19 protein-coding genes are annotated in these 18,803 nt (G+C 74.1%); 10 read left to right on the plus strand and 9 right to left on the minus strand.

The features are described from left to right. Positions 1–109: 109 nt before the first annotated feature. On the minus strand, positions 110–1,057 hold the full coding sequence (locus ACZ501_RS17815) for an NmrA/HSCARG family protein (protein WP_468796387.1): 948 nt from the start codon (positions 1,055–1,057) through the stop codon (positions 110–112). A gap of 205 nt (positions 1,058–1,262) precedes the next feature. Between ACZ501_RS17815 and ACZ501_RS17820 the strand changes: the two genes are divergently transcribed. Together ACZ501_RS17820 and ACZ501_RS17825 are read left to right on the plus strand one after the other, a co-directional pair. Further along, complete coding sequence (locus ACZ501_RS17820) at positions 1,263–1,610, plus strand: GntR family transcriptional regulator (protein WP_468796389.1); 348 nt, start codon at positions 1,263–1,265, stop codon at positions 1,608–1,610. A gap of 68 nt (positions 1,611–1,678) precedes the next feature. Next, entirely contained in the window at positions 1,679–2,620 is a 942-nt protein-coding gene (locus tag ACZ501_RS17825) for a DUF1648 domain-containing protein (protein ID WP_468796640.1), read from the plus strand. A gap of 24 nt (positions 2,621–2,644) precedes the next feature. On the opposite strand, the gene ACZ501_RS17830 is transcribed toward ACZ501_RS17825, so the two are convergent. Beyond that, positions 2,645–3,208 carry a mycothiol transferase gene (locus tag ACZ501_RS17830; RefSeq protein WP_468796391.1) on the minus strand — a complete coding sequence of 188 codons (564 nt, stop codon included), beginning with the start codon at positions 3,206–3,208 and terminating at the stop codon, positions 2,645–2,647. A 143-nt stretch (positions 3,209–3,351) separates the two neighbouring features. On the opposite strand from ACZ501_RS17830, the gene ACZ501_RS17835 reads away from it, so the two are divergent. Both ACZ501_RS17835 and ACZ501_RS17840 read left to right on the plus strand, forming a co-directional pair. Further along, complete coding sequence (locus tag ACZ501_RS17835; RefSeq protein ID WP_361610299.1) at positions 3,352–3,918, plus strand: PadR family transcriptional regulator; 567 nt, start codon at positions 3,352–3,354, stop codon at positions 3,916–3,918. A 58-nt stretch (positions 3,919–3,976) separates the two neighbouring features. Continuing rightward, positions 3,977–5,695: an acyl-CoA dehydrogenase family protein gene (locus tag ACZ501_RS17840; RefSeq protein ID WP_468796393.1), complete on the plus strand. Its 1,719-nt coding sequence runs from the start codon at positions 3,977–3,979 to the stop codon at positions 5,693–5,695. A gap of 57 nt (positions 5,696–5,752) precedes the next feature. On the opposite strand, the gene ACZ501_RS17845 is transcribed toward ACZ501_RS17840, so the two are convergent. Together ACZ501_RS17845 and katG are read right to left on the minus strand one after the other, a co-directional pair. Further along, positions 5,753–7,042, minus strand: a complete 1,290-nt coding sequence (locus ACZ501_RS17845) for a baeRF2 domain-containing protein (RefSeq protein ID WP_468796395.1) — start codon at positions 7,040–7,042, stop codon at positions 5,753–5,755. Between the two features lie 97 nt (positions 7,043–7,139). Further along, entirely contained in the window at positions 7,140–9,329 is a 2,190-nt protein-coding gene (gene katG, locus ACZ501_RS17850) for a catalase/peroxidase HPI (protein ID WP_468796397.1), read from the minus strand. Between the two features lie 330 nt (positions 9,330–9,659). Here katG and ACZ501_RS17855 point away from each other — a divergent pair, with 330 nt between their 5' ends. Next, on the plus strand, positions 9,660–10,502 hold the full coding sequence (locus ACZ501_RS17855) for a VOC family protein (protein ID WP_362457802.1): 843 nt from the start codon (positions 9,660–9,662) through the stop codon (positions 10,500–10,502). Between the two features lie 173 nt (positions 10,503–10,675). Here ACZ501_RS17855 and ACZ501_RS17860 read toward each other — a convergent pair whose 3' ends face one another. Then, the gene (locus ACZ501_RS17860; protein ID WP_361611774.1) at positions 10,676–10,894 is read right to left on the minus strand and encodes a hypothetical protein; all 219 of its coding nucleotides are present in this window, start codon (positions 10,892–10,894) and stop codon (positions 10,676–10,678) included. Between the two features lie 177 nt (positions 10,895–11,071). Between ACZ501_RS17860 and ACZ501_RS17865 the strand changes: the two genes are divergently transcribed. From ACZ501_RS17865 to ACZ501_RS17880, 4 genes are all read left to right on the plus strand, one after another. Next, positions 11,072–11,338 (plus strand): DUF4235 domain-containing protein, encoded by a 267-nt coding sequence (locus tag ACZ501_RS17865; protein ID WP_362457796.1) that lies wholly within the window; start codon positions 11,072–11,074, stop codon positions 11,336–11,338. A 142-nt stretch (positions 11,339–11,480) separates the two neighbouring features. Beyond that, entirely contained in the window at positions 11,481–12,158 is a 678-nt protein-coding gene (locus tag ACZ501_RS17870) for a UdgX family uracil-DNA binding protein (RefSeq protein WP_468796399.1), read from the plus strand. 321 nt (positions 12,159–12,479) lie between these two features. Then, positions 12,480–12,803, plus strand: a complete 324-nt coding sequence (locus ACZ501_RS17875) for a plasmid stabilization protein (RefSeq protein ID WP_361611494.1) — start codon at positions 12,480–12,482, stop codon at positions 12,801–12,803. A 182-nt stretch (positions 12,804–12,985) separates the two neighbouring features. After that, positions 12,986–13,405 (plus strand): ATP-binding protein, encoded by a 420-nt coding sequence (locus ACZ501_RS17880; protein ID WP_361611496.1) that lies wholly within the window; start codon positions 12,986–12,988, stop codon positions 13,403–13,405. Between the two features lie 49 nt (positions 13,406–13,454). Here the strand turns inward: ACZ501_RS17880 and ACZ501_RS17885 are convergent, their stop codons facing one another. From ACZ501_RS17885 to ACZ501_RS17895, 3 genes are read right to left on the minus strand one after another with little or no spacing between them, the layout of a single operon-like run. Beyond that, positions 13,455–14,294 carry an ABC transporter ATP-binding protein gene (locus tag ACZ501_RS17885; protein ID WP_468796401.1) on the minus strand — a complete coding sequence of 280 codons (840 nt, stop codon included), beginning with the start codon at positions 14,292–14,294 and terminating at the stop codon, positions 13,455–13,457. A 1-nt stretch (position 14,295) separates the two neighbouring features. Then, a complete protein-coding gene (locus ACZ501_RS17890; RefSeq protein WP_468796403.1) occupies positions 14,296–15,414 on the minus strand; it encodes a FecCD family ABC transporter permease in 1,119 nt (372 codons plus the stop codon). Continuing rightward, positions 15,411–16,475 (minus strand): FecCD family ABC transporter permease, encoded by a 1,065-nt coding sequence (locus tag ACZ501_RS17895; RefSeq protein ID WP_361611326.1) that lies wholly within the window; start codon positions 16,473–16,475, stop codon positions 15,411–15,413. Before ACZ501_RS17895 ends, ACZ501_RS17890 begins: the two co-directional genes overlap by 4 nt. Before the next feature lie 145 nt (positions 16,476–16,620). On the opposite strand from ACZ501_RS17895, the gene ACZ501_RS17900 reads away from it, so the two are divergent. Then, positions 16,621–17,637: an ABC transporter substrate-binding protein gene (locus ACZ501_RS17900; protein ID WP_468796405.1), complete on the plus strand. Its 1,017-nt coding sequence runs from the start codon at positions 16,621–16,623 to the stop codon at positions 17,635–17,637. A 94-nt stretch (positions 17,638–17,731) separates the two neighbouring features. Here the strand turns inward: ACZ501_RS17900 and ACZ501_RS17905 are convergent, their stop codons facing one another. Continuing rightward, positions 17,732–18,583, minus strand: coding sequence for a (2Fe-2S)-binding protein (locus ACZ501_RS17905; protein WP_468796407.1), 852 nt, complete (start codon positions 18,581–18,583; stop codon positions 17,732–17,734). Positions 18,584–18,803 lie beyond the last annotated feature (220 nt).

Here is an 18,803-nt window from a genome sequence, read left to right on the forward strand (position 1 = left end):
GCGCCGGTGGCCTCGGCGGTGTGCGGAGGAGTGGCGCGCGACGGTCGCGTGCGGTCCGCCCCTGCGCCGGGCGGATCCTCCCGCGCGTCCGCGGCGGGCCGCGGCCCCGTCAGGCCTGCCGGAACCGGTCGCGGTGGGCCGCCAGCCAGGTGGCGAAGTCCTGGAGCGCCGGGTTGATGCGGCGGACGGCCTCCAGGTCGCGGGCGCCGGTGAAGGAGGCCTCGCAGTCGGCGTAGAACTGGAACATGTTCCCGGCCTCCTCGGCGCCGGGAAAGCCGAGGGCGCGGAACGCGTCCGGCGTCAGCGGCCGGTACCGGACCGGCCGGCCCAGCGACTCGGTGAGGGCCGAGGCCATGTCGGCGACCCGCAGGTGCTCGCCGGCGATGCTGATGGTGGCGGCGACGTAGTCGGCGCCCCCCTTGAAGACGGCGTGCGCGGTCTTCCCGATGTCGTCGACGGCGATCCCGGAGAGCCGTTTGTCACCCATCGGGAAGATTAGGTCCAGGCCGCCGTCCTCCGCCTCCTGCGGCGCGAAGGAGCCCAGCAGGTTCTCCCAGTAGAACGTGGCCCGCAGGAACGTCACGGGCACGCCCGCGTCGAGGAAGTACTGGTCCGCCTCCGCCTTGCCGTCGAAGTGCGGGACCTTGTACTGCCCCTGGAGCGTCGGCATCCGGGGGTCGTCGACCGGGATGCAGTGGCGCGTGTCCTCCAGGGTCGACCAGATCGCGTGCTGCACGCCGGCGTGCCCGGCGGCCCGGGCGAGCGCCGCCGCCTGCCGCTTCTCGTGCGCGGCGTCCATGTCCTCCCAGAAGTTCGTCACCAGGAACGCCCCGTACGCCCCCTCGAAGGCGGCGGCCAGGCTCGTCTCGTCGTCCAGGTCGCCGCGGACCACCTCCGCCCCGAGCCGCACCAGCTCCCGCGCCCGGTCCGAGTCGGGGTGGCGCGTCACGGCGCGCACGGCGAAGTCCCCGTCCCGCTCCTCGAGCAGGGACCGGGCGAGGGCGCCGCCCTGCTGCCCGGTCGCGCCGAACACGGTGATCGTCCGCTTCCCGGTCATCGCCAGCCACCCACTCCCGCACGCACTTTCCGCGCCCCTCCGAGGACGCTTCCGCTGCGAAACCTACGGGCGGCGGCCCGGCCGCGACCGGCGCCACACGCGGGCCGCGCCCATATGGCCCTGGTGACGTCCCGCACCCGCGCCCCGCGCGGCGGCCGGACGGTGCCGCCCGAGTAACGCCAATGGTGCTATCTTCATTGGCACCATGCTGCTGAGACTGAACACCGCGGAAAGCCTCCCCCTGCACGAGCAGGTGGCGGGCGCGATCCGGCGGGCCGTGGCCGAGGGGGAGTGCGCGCCGGGTGACCGGCTGCCGTCCGCGCGGGACCTCGCGCTGGCGTTAAACGTCAACGTCAACACGGTCCTGCGCGCCCTGCGCGGCCTGCGCGACGAGGGGCTGCTGGAGTTCCGGCGGGGGCGGGGCGTGACCGTGGCCGCCGGGGCGGACCGCCGGTCGGAGCTGCTCGGCCGGGTGCGCGAACTCGTCGCCGACGCGGCGCACCTGGGCTACGGCAGGGCCGAACTCATCGAGATGATCAGGGGGTTGCCGTGAACGACCTGAACGAGCCGAACGACCTGAACGACCTGAACGACCCGAGCGGCCCGACGGGGCGCCCGGCCGTGGGATGGCGGGGGGCCGCCCTCTGGGCCGCCGGGATCTCCGCCGTGCTCGTCGCCCTGCCCTGGGCCGCGCGGGGGCGGCTGCCGGAGCGTCTGGCGACCCACTGGAGCGGGGTCTCGGGCGCACCCGACGGCTCGATGCCGATGTGGGCCGCCGCGCTCGTGCCCGCCCTGGTCTGGACGGCCCTGGTCCTGCTGACCGCCGGCGTCGCGCGGTGGGACGGCGGGACGTCGGCCCGCGCCGCCCTGCCGGCCGGCGCGGTGTTCCTCGTCGGCGCTCAGGCCTGTGCCGTCCGGGCGAACCTGGACCGTGCGGACTGGCAGGAGGCCCGCTCGCTGGGCCCCGGGCTCGCCGTGACGCTCGCGGTGGCGGCCGCCGCGGGGCTGGCCGGCCGGCTGGTGGCCCGCCGCCGCCCCGCCGCGCAACCGCGCGCGACGGTGAGCGGTCCGAGCATGGAGATACCGGCCGGGGAGAGGTGCGTATGGCTCTCCCGGACGGCGAACCCCTGGCTGCGGGCGCTGGCCGGGGTCACCGGAGCCGGCGCGCTCGCCGCCGTGCTCGCCGGGGCCGCAGGGCTGGTCCCGCTGCCGTGGGCGGCCGTCGCACCGCTGGCCGTCACGTCCGTGGTGGTCCTCGCGTGCTCCTCCGTACGGGCGCGCGTCACCGAGCGGGGCCTCGACGTGGCCTTCGGCCCGTTCGGCTGGCCGGTGCGCCGGTGGGACGTCCGGGACATCGAGTCGGCGCGCGCCGAGGACCGGACGCCGGCCCAGGCGGGCGGCTGGGGGTACCGGCTCGGCGGCGCGGGGACGACGGTGATGCTCCGGGCCGGCGAGTGCCTGGTCATCCGCCCGCGGCGGGGCGGCGAGTTCGCCGTCAGCGTCGGGGACGCCGAGCGCGGGGCCGCGCTGCTGAACGCGCTGGCCGCGCGCCGAACCGCCTGAGGGCGGGCCGCCCGGAGGGCGCCGTCACTGGCCCACCCGTCCGTCGACGCACTCCCGCAACAGGTCGGCGTGCCCGCAGTGGCGGGCGTACTCCTCGATCCTGTGCACCATCAGCTCCCGGACCGCGATGGCGTCCTTCCCGACCCGCTCGCCGAGGTCCGCGTACGCGGCCAGCGCGGCGTCGGCGGCGGCCTGCTCGCGCTCCAGATCGGCGTACGCGGCGTCGACGACGGCCTGTTCGGGGACCGCCCCCAGGAAGTCGGAGTCCCGCGCCCCGTACAGCTTCGGCAGCGGGTCGCCGTCGGTGGTGATCCAGTTGCGCCAGTCCCGTTCCACCTCGGCCAGGTGGCGGAGCAGGCCGAGCAGCGACATCGTCGACGGCGGTACCGACCGGCGGGCCAGCTGCTCCGGGTCCAGGCCCTCGCACTTCATCCGCAGCGTCAGGCGGTACCCCGTCAGGAAGTCCAGCAGCGTCGCGAGCTCGCCGTCCGGACTGCTCTCGTCGCGGTGGCGGGGGTCGTCGCCGGGATCCGCCCACATGTCGGGGTAGACGGTCGCCCGGCTCCAGCGTTCGGTTCGCTCACTCATCCGGCCATGATCACGGCTGCCGGAGCGGCCCGCCACCGACTTACCGCCCCGGGGAGCGGTGCAGCTCCCGGACCCGGGTGAGCCGCGTCTCACCGGGGCTCCGGCACTTGTCTATGCAACTCGTTGCATACAAAGATCGGGGCATGGCGCTCGACCACGCGATCCTCGTCTCCCTGCTGGAGATGCCCGGCTCCGGCTACGAACTGGCCCGCAGGTTCGACCGGTCCATCGGCTACTTCTGGACCGCCACGCACCAGCAGATCTACCGGGTGCTGGGCCGCATGGAACGCGACGGCCTGCTCACCGTCCGCGAGGTGGCGCAGCAGGCCCGGCCGGACAAGAAGGAGTACTCCGTCGCCGCCCCCGGCCGCGCGGCCCTCTCGCAGTGGCTGCACGAGCCCATCGAACCCGAGAGCATGCGCCACGACCTCGCCGTGAAGATCCGGGGCGCCGCCTTCGACGACCCGGCCGCGCTGATCCGCGAGGTCGAACGGCACCACCGGGTGCACGGCGAACGGCTCGCCCGCTACCTCGCCGGGGAACTGCGCGACTTCACCGGCCCCCAGGCCCCCGCCCCGCTCGATGCCGGACAGGAGCTCCAGCACGTGGTGCTGCGCGGCGGCATCGCGTACGAGCGCATGACGATCGCCTGGCTGGACGACGTACTCGCCACCCTCCGCCGCCTCGGCGCGACACCGCCCTCCGCCTGACCGCCACCGTCCTTCCGTCCTCCTCCTTTCCCCTCCCTCCTTCCGAAGGTGAACCTCCATGGCCGACTCCCTGCTGTTCAACCCGCGCACCTACGACCCGGCGCACTTCGACCCCGAGACCCGCAGGCTGCTGCGCGCCACGGTCGACTGGTTCGAGGAGCGCGGCAAGCGCAAGCTGATCGAGGACTACCGCACCCGCGCCTGGCTGGGGGACTTCCTCGCGTTCGCCGCCAAGGAGGGGCTCTTCGCCACGTTCCTCACCCCGGCCTCCGACGCCGGCCGGCCGGACCAGCGCTGGGACACCGCCCGGATCGCCGCCCTCAACGAGATCCTCGGCTTCTACGGCCTCGACTACTGGTACGCCTGGCAGGTCACCATCCTCGGCCTCGGCCCGGTCTGGCAGAGCGGCAACGCCGCCGCCCGCGCCCGCGCCGCCGAACTCCTCGCCCAGGGCGAGGTCTTCGCCTTCGGCCTGTCCGAGCGCACCCACGGCGCCGACATCTACTCCACCGACATGCTGCTGGAGCCCGACGGCGACGGAGGCTTCCTGGCCACCGGCTCCAAGTACTACATCGGCAACGGCAACGCCGCCGGTCTCGTCTCCGTCTTCGGCCGCCGCACCGACGTCGAGGGCCCCGACGGGTACGTCTTCTTCGCCGCCGACAGCCGCCACCCGGCCTACCACCTCGTACAGAACGTCGTCGACTCCTCCAAGTACGTCAGCGAGTTCCGCCTGGACGCCTACCCGGTGTCCCAGGACGACGTCCTGCACACCGGCCGCGCCGCCTTCGACGCCGCCCTCAACACCGTCAACGTCGGCAAGTTCAACCTCTGCACCGCCTCCATCGGCATCTGCGAGCACGCGATGTACGAGGCCGTCACCCACGCGCAGAACCGCATCCTCTACGGCCGCCCCGTCACCGCCTTCCCGCACGTGCGCCGCGAGCTGGCCGACGCCTACGTCCGCCTCGTCGGCATGAAGCTCTTCAGCGACCGCGCCGTCGACTACTTCCGCTCCGCCGGCCCCGAGGACCGCCGCTACCTGCTCTTCAACCCGATGACGAAGATGAAGGTGACCACGGAGGGCGAGAAGGTCATCGACCTGATGTGGGACGTCATCGCCGCCAAGGGCTTCGAGAAGGACACCTACTTCGCGGAGGCGGCCGTCGAGATCCGCAGCCTGCCCAAGCTCGAAGGCACCGTCCACGTCAACCTGGCGCTGATCCTCAAGTTCATGCGCAACCACCTGCTTGAGCCGGCCGACTACCCCGCCGTGCCCACCCGCCTCGACGCGGCCGACGACGACTTCCTCTTCCGGCAGGGCCCGGCCCGCGGCCTGGGCTCCGTACGCTTCCACGACTGGCGCCCCGCCTTCGACGCGTACGCCGACGTGCCGAACGTGGCCCGCTTCCGCGAACAGGCCGACGCCCTCTGCGAGTTCGTCACCCACCTCGCCCCTGACGAGGAGCAGGGCCGCGACCTCGACTTCCTGCTCTCCGTCGGCCAGCTGTTCGCCCTGGTGGTGCACGCCCAGCTGATCCTGGAGCAGGCCCGCCTGACGGACCTGGACCGCGACGTCCTGGACGAGCTGTTCTCCGTCCTGGTGCGCGACTTCTCCGGCCACGCCGTCGAACTCCACGGCAAGGACTCCGCCACCGCGGCGCAGCAGGCGTGGGCCCTGGCCGCCGTCCGCCGCCCGGTCGTCGACGAGGCCCGTGCCGCCCGGATCTGGCAGCGCGTCGAGGCCCTGTCGGGTACGTACGAGATGGCGCCGTAGCGAACGCGGGCCGGCCGGGGCGGTACACCGCCCCGGCCGGCCCGGCGACGCCGCGGCTCACATGGTCCAGCGCAGCACCGCCCCCAGGCCGCCCGCCGGGCCCGGCATGCCCGCCGGGACCACGAGGACCTCGCAGCCGGCCGCGGCCGCCGAACGCAGCAGCGCGTCGTCCGCGCGGGCGAGTACGGGCCGGTCGACGCCCATCGCCTGCGCCTGGCCCCGCTGCACGGCGACCTCGTCCACGCCGGGCCCGATCCACACCTCGCGCGCCGCGTCCGAGCCCTCCGGACCGAGGAGCAGCGTCGCCACCTGGTGGCTCCGCACGGCGTCCACCACGGCGGGCATGCCCTCGGCGGCCTGGCCCGGCCCGGTGTCCACGGTCGACTCCCGGTGCTCGCCGGGCCGGCCCCGGCCCCTGCGGAAGCGTTCCAGGGCGCTCTCCAGCCGCCCACGGGCGAAGCCCTCGCGCACCCGCGCGATCTCCCGGTCGAGGGCGTCGTGCGAGGCGCCGGGCGACCGGCCGCCGCTGTCGATCTCGACAGTCACCGCCCGCATCTGCTCGGGCAGGCGGCTGAGGACGGCCCGGCGCTCACGGGGATCGCCGCTCAGCACCACCAGGTCCGCGCCGCTCCCCGGCCACTGCCGGGCCAGCTCCGCCGCGATGACGCCGGCCGTCTCGTTCCAGGTGTTCTCGACCTTGTTGCGGTAGTGCCACTCGTACCGGTCTCCCGGCACGCTGCGGTGCCCGCGGCCCTCCCGCTCCCTGCCCTGCGCCTCGCCCACCGCCTCCCGGCGCAGGGAGTCGCGCAGCTCCAGATCGGCACCCGTACGGTCGATGTGGGCCACCAGGCAGCCCGGCTCCTCACCGCGCAGCGCGGCCAGCGGCGCGATGTGCGGCAGCACCGACCAGGTCGCCTCGGTGGTGGCGGGGGCCCTGGCGAGCGGGACGTCGAGGACGACCTCGGCGCCCGAGGCGAACAGCGCCCGCCCGGGCGGGGCACCGGCGGGGGGCTCCCCGGCGAGCCGGTCCACCACGGCGCGGACGGTGTAGGCGTCGGCGTCCGCGTCGATCAGCTGGGAGGCGACCGCCCGCTCGCGCAGTGCCTGGATCCGCTGCGCGTCCTCGGTCGCGCGCGTGGTCTCGACGTACACCGAGGCCCAGGGGCCGGTACGGGCGAAGAGGGGTTTCAGAAAACCGAGTTCCATGACGTCCCCCAGGGGGTTCCGGAAGGCCTGACGGGCCTCCTCCAGGATGCCCCGCGCGCCCTGCGCGTGCCCGCCGACCGGGTGGTCCCCGGACCCGCGGCGGTACGCGGACAGCCGCGTGCGGGGCAGGGAACGCGCCACCGGCACCCCCGTCGGCACCTGCCGGCGCCACCAGAGCCCTCCGGCAGGTCCGTCCCGGCCGGTGAACCGGCCGGGACGGCGGACGGCGGACACCGGCTCAGGCGAGGTCGAACCGGTCCAGGGTCATCACCTTGTCCCACGCCGCCACGAAGTCACGGACGAACTTCTCGCCCGCGTCCTGGCAGGCGTAGACCTCGCACAGGGCGCGGAGCTGCGAATGCGCGCCGAAGACGAGGTCGACGGCGGTGGCGGTCCACTTGACCTCGCCCGTGCCGCGGACCCGGCCTTCGAACACGTTCTCGTCCGAGGTCGAGGCCTTCCACTCCGTCCCCATGTCCAGCAGGTTGACGAAGAAGTCGTTGGTCAGCGTCTGCGGCCGGCTGGTGAAGACACCGTGCCGGGACCCGTTGAAGCCGGCGCCCAGGGCCCGCATGCCGCCCGCCAGCACCGTCATCTCGGGGGCGGTCAGCGTCAGCATGTTCGCGCGGTCCAGCAGCAGGGTCTCCGGCGACAGCTTCTCGCCCGCCTTCAGGTAGTTGCGGAAGCCGTCCGCCCTGGGTTCCAGTACGGCGAAGGACTCCACGTCGGTCTGCTCCTGCGAGGCGTCCGTACGCCCCGGCGCGAATGGCACGGTGACGGCGTGCCCCGCGTCCTTCGCCGCCTTCTCCACGGCCGCGCACCCGCCCAGGACGATCAGATCGGCGAGGGAGACCTTCTTCCCGCCGGTCTGCGAGGCGTTGAAGTCCTGCCGGATCCGGTCGAGGGCCTCGACCGTCTGCGCCACCTCGGGTACCGCGTTGACCTCCCAGTCCTTCTGCGGCGCGAGCCGGATCCGCGCCCCGTTGGCGCCGCCCCGCTTGTCGGTGCCCCGGAAGCTCGCCGCCGCGGCCCAGGCGGTGCTGGCCAGCTGGGAGACGGACAGCCCCGAGCCGAGGATCCGGGCCTTGAGGTCGGCGGTCTCCGCGTCCCCGATCAGCTCGTGGCCGGCCTCCGGGACGGGGTCCTGCCACAGCTGCGGCTCGGGGATCCAGGGGCCGAGGTAGCGCGAGACGGGCCCCATGTCGCGGTGCAGCAGCTTGTACCAGGCCCGGGCGAAGGCGTCCGCGAGCCGGTCCGGGTTCTCGTGGAATCCCTTCGAGATCGGCCCGTAGACCGGATCCAGCTTCAGCGCGAGGTCCGTCGTCAGCATCATGGGGGCGTGCCGCTTCGACGGATCGTGGGCGTCGGGCACCGTCCCCTGGGCCGAGGCGTCCGTCGGCGTCCACTGCTTGGCGCCGGCCGGGCTCGTCGTCAGCTCCCAGTCGTACCGGAACAGGTTGTCCAGGTATCCGTTGTCCCACTTCGTCGGCTCGGTCGTCCACGCGCCCTCCAGCCCGCTGGTGAGCGTGTCGCCCCCCTTGCCGGTGCCGTACGCGTTCATCCACCCGAGGCCCTGCTGTTCGAGCGGCGCGGCCTCCGGCTCCGGACCGATGTACTCCGGGTCGACCGCCCCGTGGCACTTGCCGAAGGTGTGGCCGCCCACGATCAGCGCGACCGTCTCCTCGTCGTTCATCGCCATGCGCCCGAACGTCTCGCGGATGTCCCGGGCCGCGGCGAGGGGGTCCGGGTTGCCGCCGGGCCCTTCCGGATTGACGTAGATGAGGCCCATCTGCACGGCGCCGAACGGCCCCGTCAGTTCCCTGTCGCCGCTGTAGCGCTCGTCTCCGAGCCAGGTGTCCTCGGGTCCCCAGAAGATCTCCTCCGGCTCCCAGATGTCCTCCCGCCCGAAACCGAACCCGAACGTCTTGAACCCCATCGACTCCATCGCGCAGTTGCCGGCGAAGACCAGCAGGTCGGCCCAGGAGATCGTGCGCCCGTACTTCTGCTTGACCGGCCAGAGCAGCCGGCGCGCCTTGTCGAGGCTCGCGTTGTCCGGCCAGCTGTTGAGGGGGGCGAAGCGCTGGGCGCCGGAGCCGCCACCGCCCCGGCCGTCGGCGATCCGGTACGTACCCGCGGCGTGCCAGCTCATCCTGATGAAGAGCGGCCCGTAGTGGCCGTAGTCGGCGGGCCACCAGTCCTGCGACGCCGTCATCACCTCGAAGACGTCCCGCTTCAGGGCCTCGACGTCCAGGGCCGCGAACTCCTTCGCGTAGTCGAAGTCCTCGCCCATCGGGTTGGCGCGGGGCGAATGCTGGTGGAGCACCTGGAGGTCCAGCTGGTTCGGCCACCAGTCCCGGTTCGTCCTGGGGCGGGTCGGCGTGGCGGCCGGGGAGGGGATTGCGGGGTTCTCGCTTTCGCTGCCGGACACGTCCGTCCTTCTTCCTGTCTCGGTGTTTCCACCTGCTGGCTGCTTGCGACCCGCGCCCTCAGGCATGACGCCGATGACCGGGCGTGTGTCTGCGTCCGTATGGTCGCGCACGGCGGACCGCACGGCTGTGAGTAACACGCAGGGCGTGCCCGCACGAGACCGTCCGGGCGAGCCGGCGGCCGGGGGAGCGGGTGGGGTGTGGGGGTGCCGGGGGAGGGTAGGCGCCCGGCAGCCCCGGCAGGCAGGGCGCGCGTCCCGCGCGGTCCGGGGCGTGATCGGTTCCGGACGGCACGAGGGCTCCCCGAGGGCTCCAGACGAGGAGGGCACGCCATGTCCGCAGACCTTCCCGGGCCCGGCCGCCGCGAGCGGGAGGCGCGCGCCGAGACCCTGGTGGCGGCCGGGCCGCGCGGCGCACCGTGCTGGCTGAGCCTGACGGCACGGGACCTGGAAGCCGCGGAGGGCTTCTACGGCGACGTCCTGGGCTGGACGTTCAGGCCGGGAGGACTGGGCAGCACCTTCTCGGTGGCCGAGCTGGACGGAGTGCCGGTCGCGGGCCTCGGCGCGATGGCCGCCGAGCTGGCCGCTCCCGTGGCCTGGACGGCGTACTTCCGCGTGGACAGCGCGGACGAGGCCGCGGCCCGGGTACGCGAACGCGGCGGCACCGTCGGCGTCGGGCCCGTCTCCTACCCGCCCCGCGGCAGGGCGGCCCTGGTGGCCGACCGCGACGGAGCCGGCTTCGGCATCTGGGAGGGGCCGGTACTGGCCGGCTGGAGGGTCGGCGGCGGAGGGGCCCCCGCCTGGCTGGAGCTGCTGACCCGCGACGCCTTCGAGGCGGCCCTGTTCTACGGGCCGGTGCTGCAGTGGGCCGAGGACGATCCGGGCTCCTGCGTGGCGTCGTACGAGGACGACCAGGTGGTGCTGCGCAGCGGCGGCGAAGCGGTCGCCCGGCTGAACAGCGGGCCGGTGGAGGCCGCCGCCGAGAAGTCGCACGAGCGGCCCCGCTGGCTCGTCCACTTCCGGGTCCCCGACGTGCAGGAGGCACAGGCGCGGGCCCTGGCCCGCGGGGCGACGGAGGTACCGGGGCCTGCCGGGCCGGGCCGGGCGCAGGTGACGCTCCGTGATCCCCAGGGAGCCCTCTTCACCCTCGACCGGCCCGCGGACGAGACGGCCTAGGGGGTGTCCGCGAAGTCCCGCCTGCCCTGCGACGCCTGGCACCGCGCCTCGCCGCGTTGTCGGGCCCGCCCGAGTACGTCCAGTACGCGGGCGGCCCTCCGCCTTGCGATGCACGGCACCAGACGCCGCAGGGCCCGCCCTTCGGGCGGCCGGCGCTACTTCGCGGACACCCCCTAGGGTTTGTTCGCCAGGGCTCCGAGGTACTGGTTGATCTTCTTGAGCCGGGCGTCGACGCCCTGCGCGGAGCGGGTCAGGGCCTGGAGTTCCTGGACCGCAGCCAGAGCGACCAGCAGGGTCGCCCGCGCGGCGGGATCGGTGACTTCCGTCAGTGCTGACCGGGCCTCTTCGGCGAGCTGTGCGGAGGCGGGGCCTGGAGCTGGTACCGGATCCATGGCGTCATCCCTTCCGGGCGCGGGGCTGGGGCTCCGTCGCCGGGAGGGAGCGCCCACTCGGTCTGCGCGCCTGCCCCCGGCCCGCCCCGCCAAACGGCGCCAACGCCGGCCCGTGCGTTAGCCGCGGGCGCCCATGGGCAGGCGCCGGGCACCGAGCCGTCGCACGAGGAGGTTCCGGTGAAGGCATCGAAGATCGTTTACAAGCCCGTCGGCCTGGCCCTCGGCGCCACCGGAGGCGCTCTGGCCGGGGCCGTGTTCAAGCAGATCTGGAAGCGGCTCGGGCACGAGGGCGACGCACCGAACGCGACCGACGAGGAGCGGTCGTGGCGGGAGATCCTCATGGCCGCGGCCCTGCAGGGAGCCCTGTTCGCCGCCGTCAAGGCGGTCATCGACCGCAGCGGGGCGGTGGCCGCCAGGCGTCTGACCGGTACCTGGCCCGCCTGACCGGGCGCCCCGGCGATGGCGGGCCGGCCGCCGGTTTGGAGGCGGGGACCGCAGGGCAGACGCCGCCTGCCGCCCCGCGGTCCCGGACCGCCGGGGCGGACCAGAGCGCGGGAGCCGCAGCCACGGCGCGGAGGTGGTGGCGATGGACGCGGACCCGGGCGCGGCGGAAGCCGGCCGGGAGTACGACGCACGTCCCTACCTGCCCTCCGGCGGCGGGATGCGCGGCCTGCGGCAGGCGGCGGCCGGCTGCAGGGGCTGCCCGCTCTTCCGGGACGCCACCCAGACCGTCTTCGGCAGCGGCCCGGCCCACGCCCGGCTGATGCTGGTCGGGGAGCAGCCCGGCGACCAGGAGGACCTGCGCGGCGAACCGTTCGTGGGCCCGGCGGGCCGGCTGCTGCGCAAGGCGCTCGACGAGGCCGGGCTCGCCGACGAGGGGGCGTACCTGACCAACGCGGTGAAGCACTTCAAGTTCACGGTGGCCCCGCGCGGAAAGCGCCGCATCCACAAGGCCCCGAGCCTGCGCGAGACGACCGCCTGCCGGCCCTGGCTGGTGGAGGAGCTGCGGCTGGTCGCGCCCGATGTGCTGGTGGTGCTGGGAGGCACGGCCGGCAGGGCGCTGCTGGGCTCGTCCTTCCGGGTGGGCGAGCAGCGCGGGGTGCTGCTGCCGATGCCCGCGCTGGACGGCGGCCCGGACGGCTCGGCGTCCGGGCAGCTGCTGGCGACGGTCCACCCGTCGGCCGTCCTGCGGTCCGAGGACCGGGACGCCGCCTTTGCCGGCCTGGTCGCGGACCTGTCCGTGGCCGCCACCGCGCTGGATTAGGGGGTGTCCGCACAGTCCCGCCTTGCCCTGAGACGCCTGGCACCGTACCTCGCCGCGTTGTCGGGCCGGCCCGGGTACGTCCCGTACGCGTGCGGCCCTCCGCCTTGCGATGCACGGGCACCGGACGCCAGGGCCCGCCCTTCGGGCGGCCGGCGCTACTTCGCGGACACCCCCTGGCACGGGAACGGTGCGCCGACGGCCGGGCACCGGGCCGAACCCGCCCGCATGACCCTCCCCGAGCCGGGCAGGCGCCCTTGGGGATCCGGTGGATCCGTCAACCGAGACCGCACACCGATACCGCACACGATCCGAGGAGTCACCATGCCTCGTGGTTCCAGTCCCAAGCGTGAACGCCAGTACGAGCACATCAAGGAGAGCGCCGAGAACCGCGGCGAGAGCTCCGGCCGGGCCAAGGAGATGGCCGCGCGCACCGTCAACAAGGAACGCGCGCGCTCCGGCGAGTCGAAGACCGCGAGCCGCTCCTCGACGCAGGGCAAGTCGTCCTCGGAGCGGGGCGGAGAGCGTTCCCACAGCGGCTCTCAGGGCCCCACGAAGGAGCAGCTCTACAACGAGGCGAAGGAGCGCAACATCGAGGGCCGGTCGAAGATGGACAAGTCCGAGCTGATGCGGGCCCTCGGCCACTGACTCCCTCGCGTCGCAGCCCGCGGCCCCGCCGGCCGCGACCGCATGCGGCCGCACCGGGCGTACCGGCCCCGCCCGGGCCTACCCGGCAAGAGCGGCGCTGCGGCCCGGCCGGCCCGCCGCGTCCCGCCCGGCCCGGTCCGGTCCGCACGGTCTGCGACACGAGGCTCCCGGGGGGAGCCGACATGCCTCTCCACTCAGTCCGTTCCACACCCACGACCCTGCACATGGCCCTGCACGGCCAGGGCGCGGCGGCCGACGCCCGCCAGGCGGCCCGCGCGTTCCTGGAGCGGCCGGTCGACCGGGACCCGCCGCTCAGGCCCGTCGCGCTGGACACCGCCCTGCTGGTGATCAGCGAACTCGTCACCAACGCCGTCCGGCACACGGCGGGCGACTGCGCACTCGACCTCCACCTGCGAGCCGACGGCGTCGACGTGGACGTCAGCGACAGCAGCAGCGCCGAGCCGCGGCCCCGGCCGCCCGGCCACCGGGGCGAAGGCGGCTGGGGATGGCACCTGGTCAACCGGCTCGCGACCGAGGTGCAGATCCGCCACCACGACGGCGAGCCGGCGGGCAAGACCATCCACGCCCACGTCCCCGGCTGAGCCGTGAACCGCCCGCCGCTGCCGGTCCGGCGACCGCCCCGGCGGCGGCTCAGACGACCTCCACGCGCCGCCCGCCCTGCGGGATGACCAGCGGGGTACCGGCGACCGGGCACCGGATGACGGCCGCACGCAGGCCGAACACCTCGTGGACCAGGTCCGGGGTGACGATCTCCGAGGGCGGCCCGGCGGCGATCACACGGCCGTCGCGCATGGCCACGAGGTGCCCGGCGTAGCGGCAGGCCAGATTGAGCTCGTGCAGCACCATGACCACGGTGCGCCCTTCGGCGCGGTTGAGGTCGGCCACGAGTTCCAGGACGTCCACCTGGTGGGCGAGGTCGAGATAGGTCGTCGGCTCGTCCAGCAGCAGTACGGGCGTCTGCTGGGCCAGCGCCATCGCGATCCACACCCGCTGGCGCTGGCCGCCCGACAGCTCGTCGATGGAGCGCGTCGCCAGTTCCGCGGAGCCCGTCGCCGCCAGGGCCGCGTCCACCGCCGCCTCGTCGGAGGACGACCACTGGCGCCACCACCGCTGGTGCGGCGTACGGCCCCGGGCCACCAGGTCGCGCACGGAGATGCCGTCCGGGGCACTGGGGGACTGGGGCAGCAGGGCCAGCCGCAGCGCGAACTCCCGCGCCGACAGGCCCGCGATGTCCTCGCCGTCCAGGTGGACGGCGCCGCCGGCCGGCTTGAGCAGCCGGGCCAGGGCCCGCAGGGCGGTGGACTTCCCGCACGCGTTCGGGCCGACCAGCGCGGTCACCTCCCCGGCCGGGATGTCCAGGTCGAGGTCCTCGGAGACGATCCGGTCGCCGTACCCCAGGCGCAGGCCGGCCGCGCTGAGCGCGGCGGGCGCGGTGCCGGTCGGCTGGGTCTCGGTCAGCGGGGCGGTCATGTCAGCCTCCCTTTCCGGCCCGGTTGGTACGGGCGAGGAGTAGCAGCAGGTACGGGGCGCCCACGGCGCCGGTGAGCACGCCGACGGGCAGCTCGGCCGGGGCGAGGGCGGTGCGCGCGCCGAGGTCGGCGAGGATGAGCAGGACCGCGCCGGTCAGTGCGCTGGTGACCAGCGGGATGCCGGCGGTGCCGGCGAGCCGCCGGGCGATCTGCGGGGCGCCCAGCGCGATGAAGGCGATCGGTCCGGCCGCCGACGTGGCGAGCGCGGTGAGGCAGGTGGCGAGCAGCAGCAGCGCGATCCGCGCGTGCCGCAGCGGGATGCCGAGGCTGCGCGCGGTGTCGTCGTCGTACTGGAGCAGCTGGTACGGGCGGGCCAGCGCCAGGGTCAGCGGCAGCAGCACGGCCAGGGCGAGGCCGGCCCACTGGACGTGCTCGTAGCCGCGCCCGTTGAGGCTGCCGGTCAGCCACACCATGGCGCGGGAGGCCTGGTCGATGTCGGCGCGGGCCAGCATCCAGCGGGTCAGCGCCGCCAGGGCGCCGTTCGCGGCGAGGCCGACGAGGACGAAGCGGTAGCCGGTGATGGTGCCGTCCCGGTACGCCAGCAGGTAGATGCCGGCCGAGGTCAGCAGTGCGCCGGCGAGCGCCCCGAAGGGGACCGCCGCGAACGTGCCGGCGCCGGCCGCGGTGACCCCGCCGATGAGGATGGCGCTCACCGCGCCGGCCCCGGAGCCGGCCGCGATGCCGATCAGGTCGGGGCTGGCCAGCGGGTTGCGGGTGACGGCCTGGAACACGGCGCCGGCCAGCCCGAAGGCCGCCCCGACCAGCAGGGCCGTCAGGGCGCGCGGCAGCCGGAGCTGGTGGACGATCAGGTCGGCCGAGCCGGAGCCGCTGCCCAGCACCGCGGCCAGGACGTCGCCCACCGGGATGGCGAACGTGCCCAGCGAGACGGAGGCGATCAGGCCGGCGAAGCCGGTCGCCACGAGTGCGGCCACCACGAGGGCCACCCGGGGGCGTACGGCCACGCCGACGGGTCCGGCCTCGATCCGCAGCAGCCGTACGGCCTTCTGACGGTCCGTCGTGCGCACCGCGCCGGCCGGGGTCGTCGTGCTCGTCGTGCTCATCGGGTGTGCTCCTTGAGCTTGCCGCGCTTGACCAGCAGCGCGAGGAACGGCGCCCCGAGCAGCGCGGTCACCACGCCCGCCTCCAGTTCGCCGGGCCGGGCCACCATGCGGCCCACCACGTCGGCGCCGAGCATCAGCGAGGCCCCGCCCAGTGCGGAACACGGCACGAGCCAGCGGGCGTCGGGCCCGGTGAAGGCCCGTACGACGTGCGGGACGACCAGGCCGACGAACGTCACAGGGCCGGCCGCGGCCACGGCCGCGCCGGTCAGCAGGACCACCGCCACCGCGCCGAGCGCGCGGGTGGACCTGACCGGGGTCCCGAGCGAGCTGGCCACGTCGTCGCCGAGGGCGAGGGCGTTGAGCCGCCCGCTCAGTCCGAGGGCGAGGGCGAGCCCGACGATGACGAACGGGAGCAGTTCCACGCCCAGGTGCGCGTCGCGGCCGGCCAGGGAGCCCACCGCCCAGAACCGGTACTGGTCCAGGGTGCGGACGTCCAGCAGCACGAGGGTGTTGGTGCCCGCGTCGAGCAGGACGGTCACGGCCGCGCCGGCCAGCGCCAGTTTGGCGGGGGTCGCGCCCCCGTACCCGGTGCCGCCGACGGCGTAGGCGATGAGCCCGGCCAGCGCCCCGCCGAGGAAGGCGAACCAGATGTACTGGTACGAACTCGTCAGCCCCAGCACGCCGATGCTCGCGGCGACCGCGAACGAGCCGCCCGCGCTGATGCCGATCAGGCCGGGGTCGCCCAGCGGGTTGCGGGTGATGTCCTGGGCCACCGCGCCCGCGGCGCCCAGGGAGAGGCCGACCAGCAGCCCCAGGAACGTTCTGGGCATGCGCAGTTCGCGGATGACGACCGCGTCGCCCGCCTCGCTGCCGCCGATCGCGGACAGCACGTCGGAGAGCGCGACGGCCTTCGTGCCGATCGCCAGGGAGGCGCAGACCATGGCGGCCACGGTGGCGAGCAGCGCGGTGAACACGAGGGTCCGGGAAAGGAGTCGTCGGGGTGGCGGAACGGCTGGGGCGGGGACCGCGGCGGCAGCGGCGGTGACGGGCTTCAGAGACACTCACACAAGGTAAGGGATGCCTAACCGAATTTACTCCGCACCCCCCGTCTGGATTTGGCCACGGAGAGCCGCTACTGTTCACCACGCGCTTACTCAGGCAAGGCTTACCTAAGAACATGCGTTCCCTCTGGAGAACTGAGAACCGATGAACACCTTCACCCAGCGTCGCCGGCCGGGCCGGATCGCCGCTGCCGTCCTGACGGCGGCCATGGCCCTCTCCCTGGCTGCCTGCGGTGGCGCCGGCGGTGACGGCAAGCCGGCCGCCGACTCCTCCAAGCCGGCCGCCGCGGAGTCCGCCGGCTTCCCGCGGACCATCACCCACGACAAGGGCAAGACCGAGATCAAGGCCAAGCCCAAGCGCGTGGTGGCGCTGGACAACAGCCTCGTGGAGGCCGTCGTCGCGCTCGACGCGCCGCTGGTGGGCGGTATCGGATCGTACCGTGACCAGAAGGGCTTCCCGGCCTACCTCGGTGACGCGGTGAAGGACACCAAGGACGTCGGCCCGCTCGACAGCCCCAACCTCGAGGCCATCGCGGCGCTCAAGCCGGACCTCATCGTCTCGGCGACGGTCCGTCACGCCGACTTCTACGACCGGCTGAGCCAGATCGCCCCGACCGTGTTCGTCAAGACCACCGGCCCGATCTGGAAGGAGAACGTCACCTTCCTCGGCCAGGCGCTGGGTCAGGAGGAGAAGGCCCAGGCCAAGCTGACGGCGTACCAGACGCGCGCCAAGAAGATCGGTGACGCCATCAACGCCAAGGGCGGCGGCGCGGGCGGCAAGCCCACCTTCTCGGTCCTGCGCTTCGTCGACGGTCCGACGCGCATCTACCTCCCCAAGACCTTCAGCGGCATCATCCTGAACGACATGGGCCTGACGCGGCCGGAGAACCAGCGCGACGAGGCCAAGTTCAACATCGAGATCAGCGAGGAGCAGATCCAGCAGGCGGACGCCGACCACATCTTCATGACCAGCTTCTCCGGCGGTGAGGAGCGCAAGAGGAAGTTCGTCGCCAACCCGCTGTGGCAGCGCCTGAACGCGGTCCAGAAGAACCAGGTGCACGAGGTCGACGACGCGACCTGGATGACCTCGGTCTCGCTCCAGGGTGCGGACATGGTCCTCGACGACCTGGCGAAGGCCTTCCAGGTGGACCCCGCCAAGTAGGCGTCTCCATCCCCGCCAACGGGCCGGCCCCCGGTCGCGTACTCCGGTACGCGGCCGGGGGCCGGCCCTTGCCGTCAGCGGCGCGCGGGCCCGTTCAGCCCGCGTCCTCGATCCGGCGGATCCGTTCCGCGTCACAGGTCCGGGGGCAGGTCGCACACGCCCGGGCCGCGTCCAGCGTGTAGTACATGCAGCAGCCGAGCCGGGTGCGCGTCGGGTGCAGCCGTCCGTCGCGGGTCGCGAGCCGCCTGAAGTCCGCGCCGCCCGGGAAGGGGGCGATGGCGGTGGGGAGCAGCTCGGTCGCCTCCCGAACGGCCCGCTCCTCCTGGCCGAGGACGCGGCCCAGGTACCAGATCCCGGAGACGAGGTCGTCGGCGGCCATGCCCCACAGGGCCCGGTCCCGGCGCCGCAGCCGCGGTCCCGCGGCCGCCAGCAGCGGCCGTACGTGATCGGCGACGGCGGCGCGCAGCTCGGCGCGCAGCGCCTCCTCGCCGGCCACGGCCCGCGCGCCCGCGAGGCGCGCCGCCGGATCGCCGGGCAGGCAGGCGAACCCCGCCCCCGGTACGACCTCGAAGGTGCCCGTCGCGAGGTCCACGCGGACCTCGCGCGGGCGGATGCGCGGCACGCGCCGCTCCAGGTACCAGGCGCCGCTCATCAGCAGGCTGACGGACCAGAGGTAGTCGTGCAGGGCGCGCGACGCGGCCACGTCGGGTCGCGGCTCGTGCCCGTGGCCGGTCCGGATGCGGGCGGCCTCGGCGGCGACGAAGGCCTCCAGGGCCCCCTCGTCCTCCGCCAGTTCCGCCCCGCTGACGCACCGTCCGGGCCGCGCGGCCGCGGTGGCCACCCGGACGTCGAGCGCGGGGCAGTGCGCCGCGAGGCGCCCGTAGGTCCGCGCGAGCGTGTCGGAGGCGCCCGGGGCGGCGGCTGCGGTGCGTGGGACCGCGGTCATCGGTTGTCGCTCATGTGCGGCACGGGTACTCCGGTACGAGGCGGTAGGTAAGGCTTACCTTAACCCAATGGTTTACGATCATGGCTGCTCCGTCAGGCCGCGTGCCGCCCAGCCTGGTTGAAGCTAAGGGTTGGCTAACCTAAGCTGACGTCACCGGTGGAACGCGGAATCCACCGGCGCCACGGCGTGCCGGAAAACAGCCACCACGCTCACCCCCACT

The sequence above is a fragment of the Streptomyces sp. NPDC034085 genome (assembly GCF_055575555.1).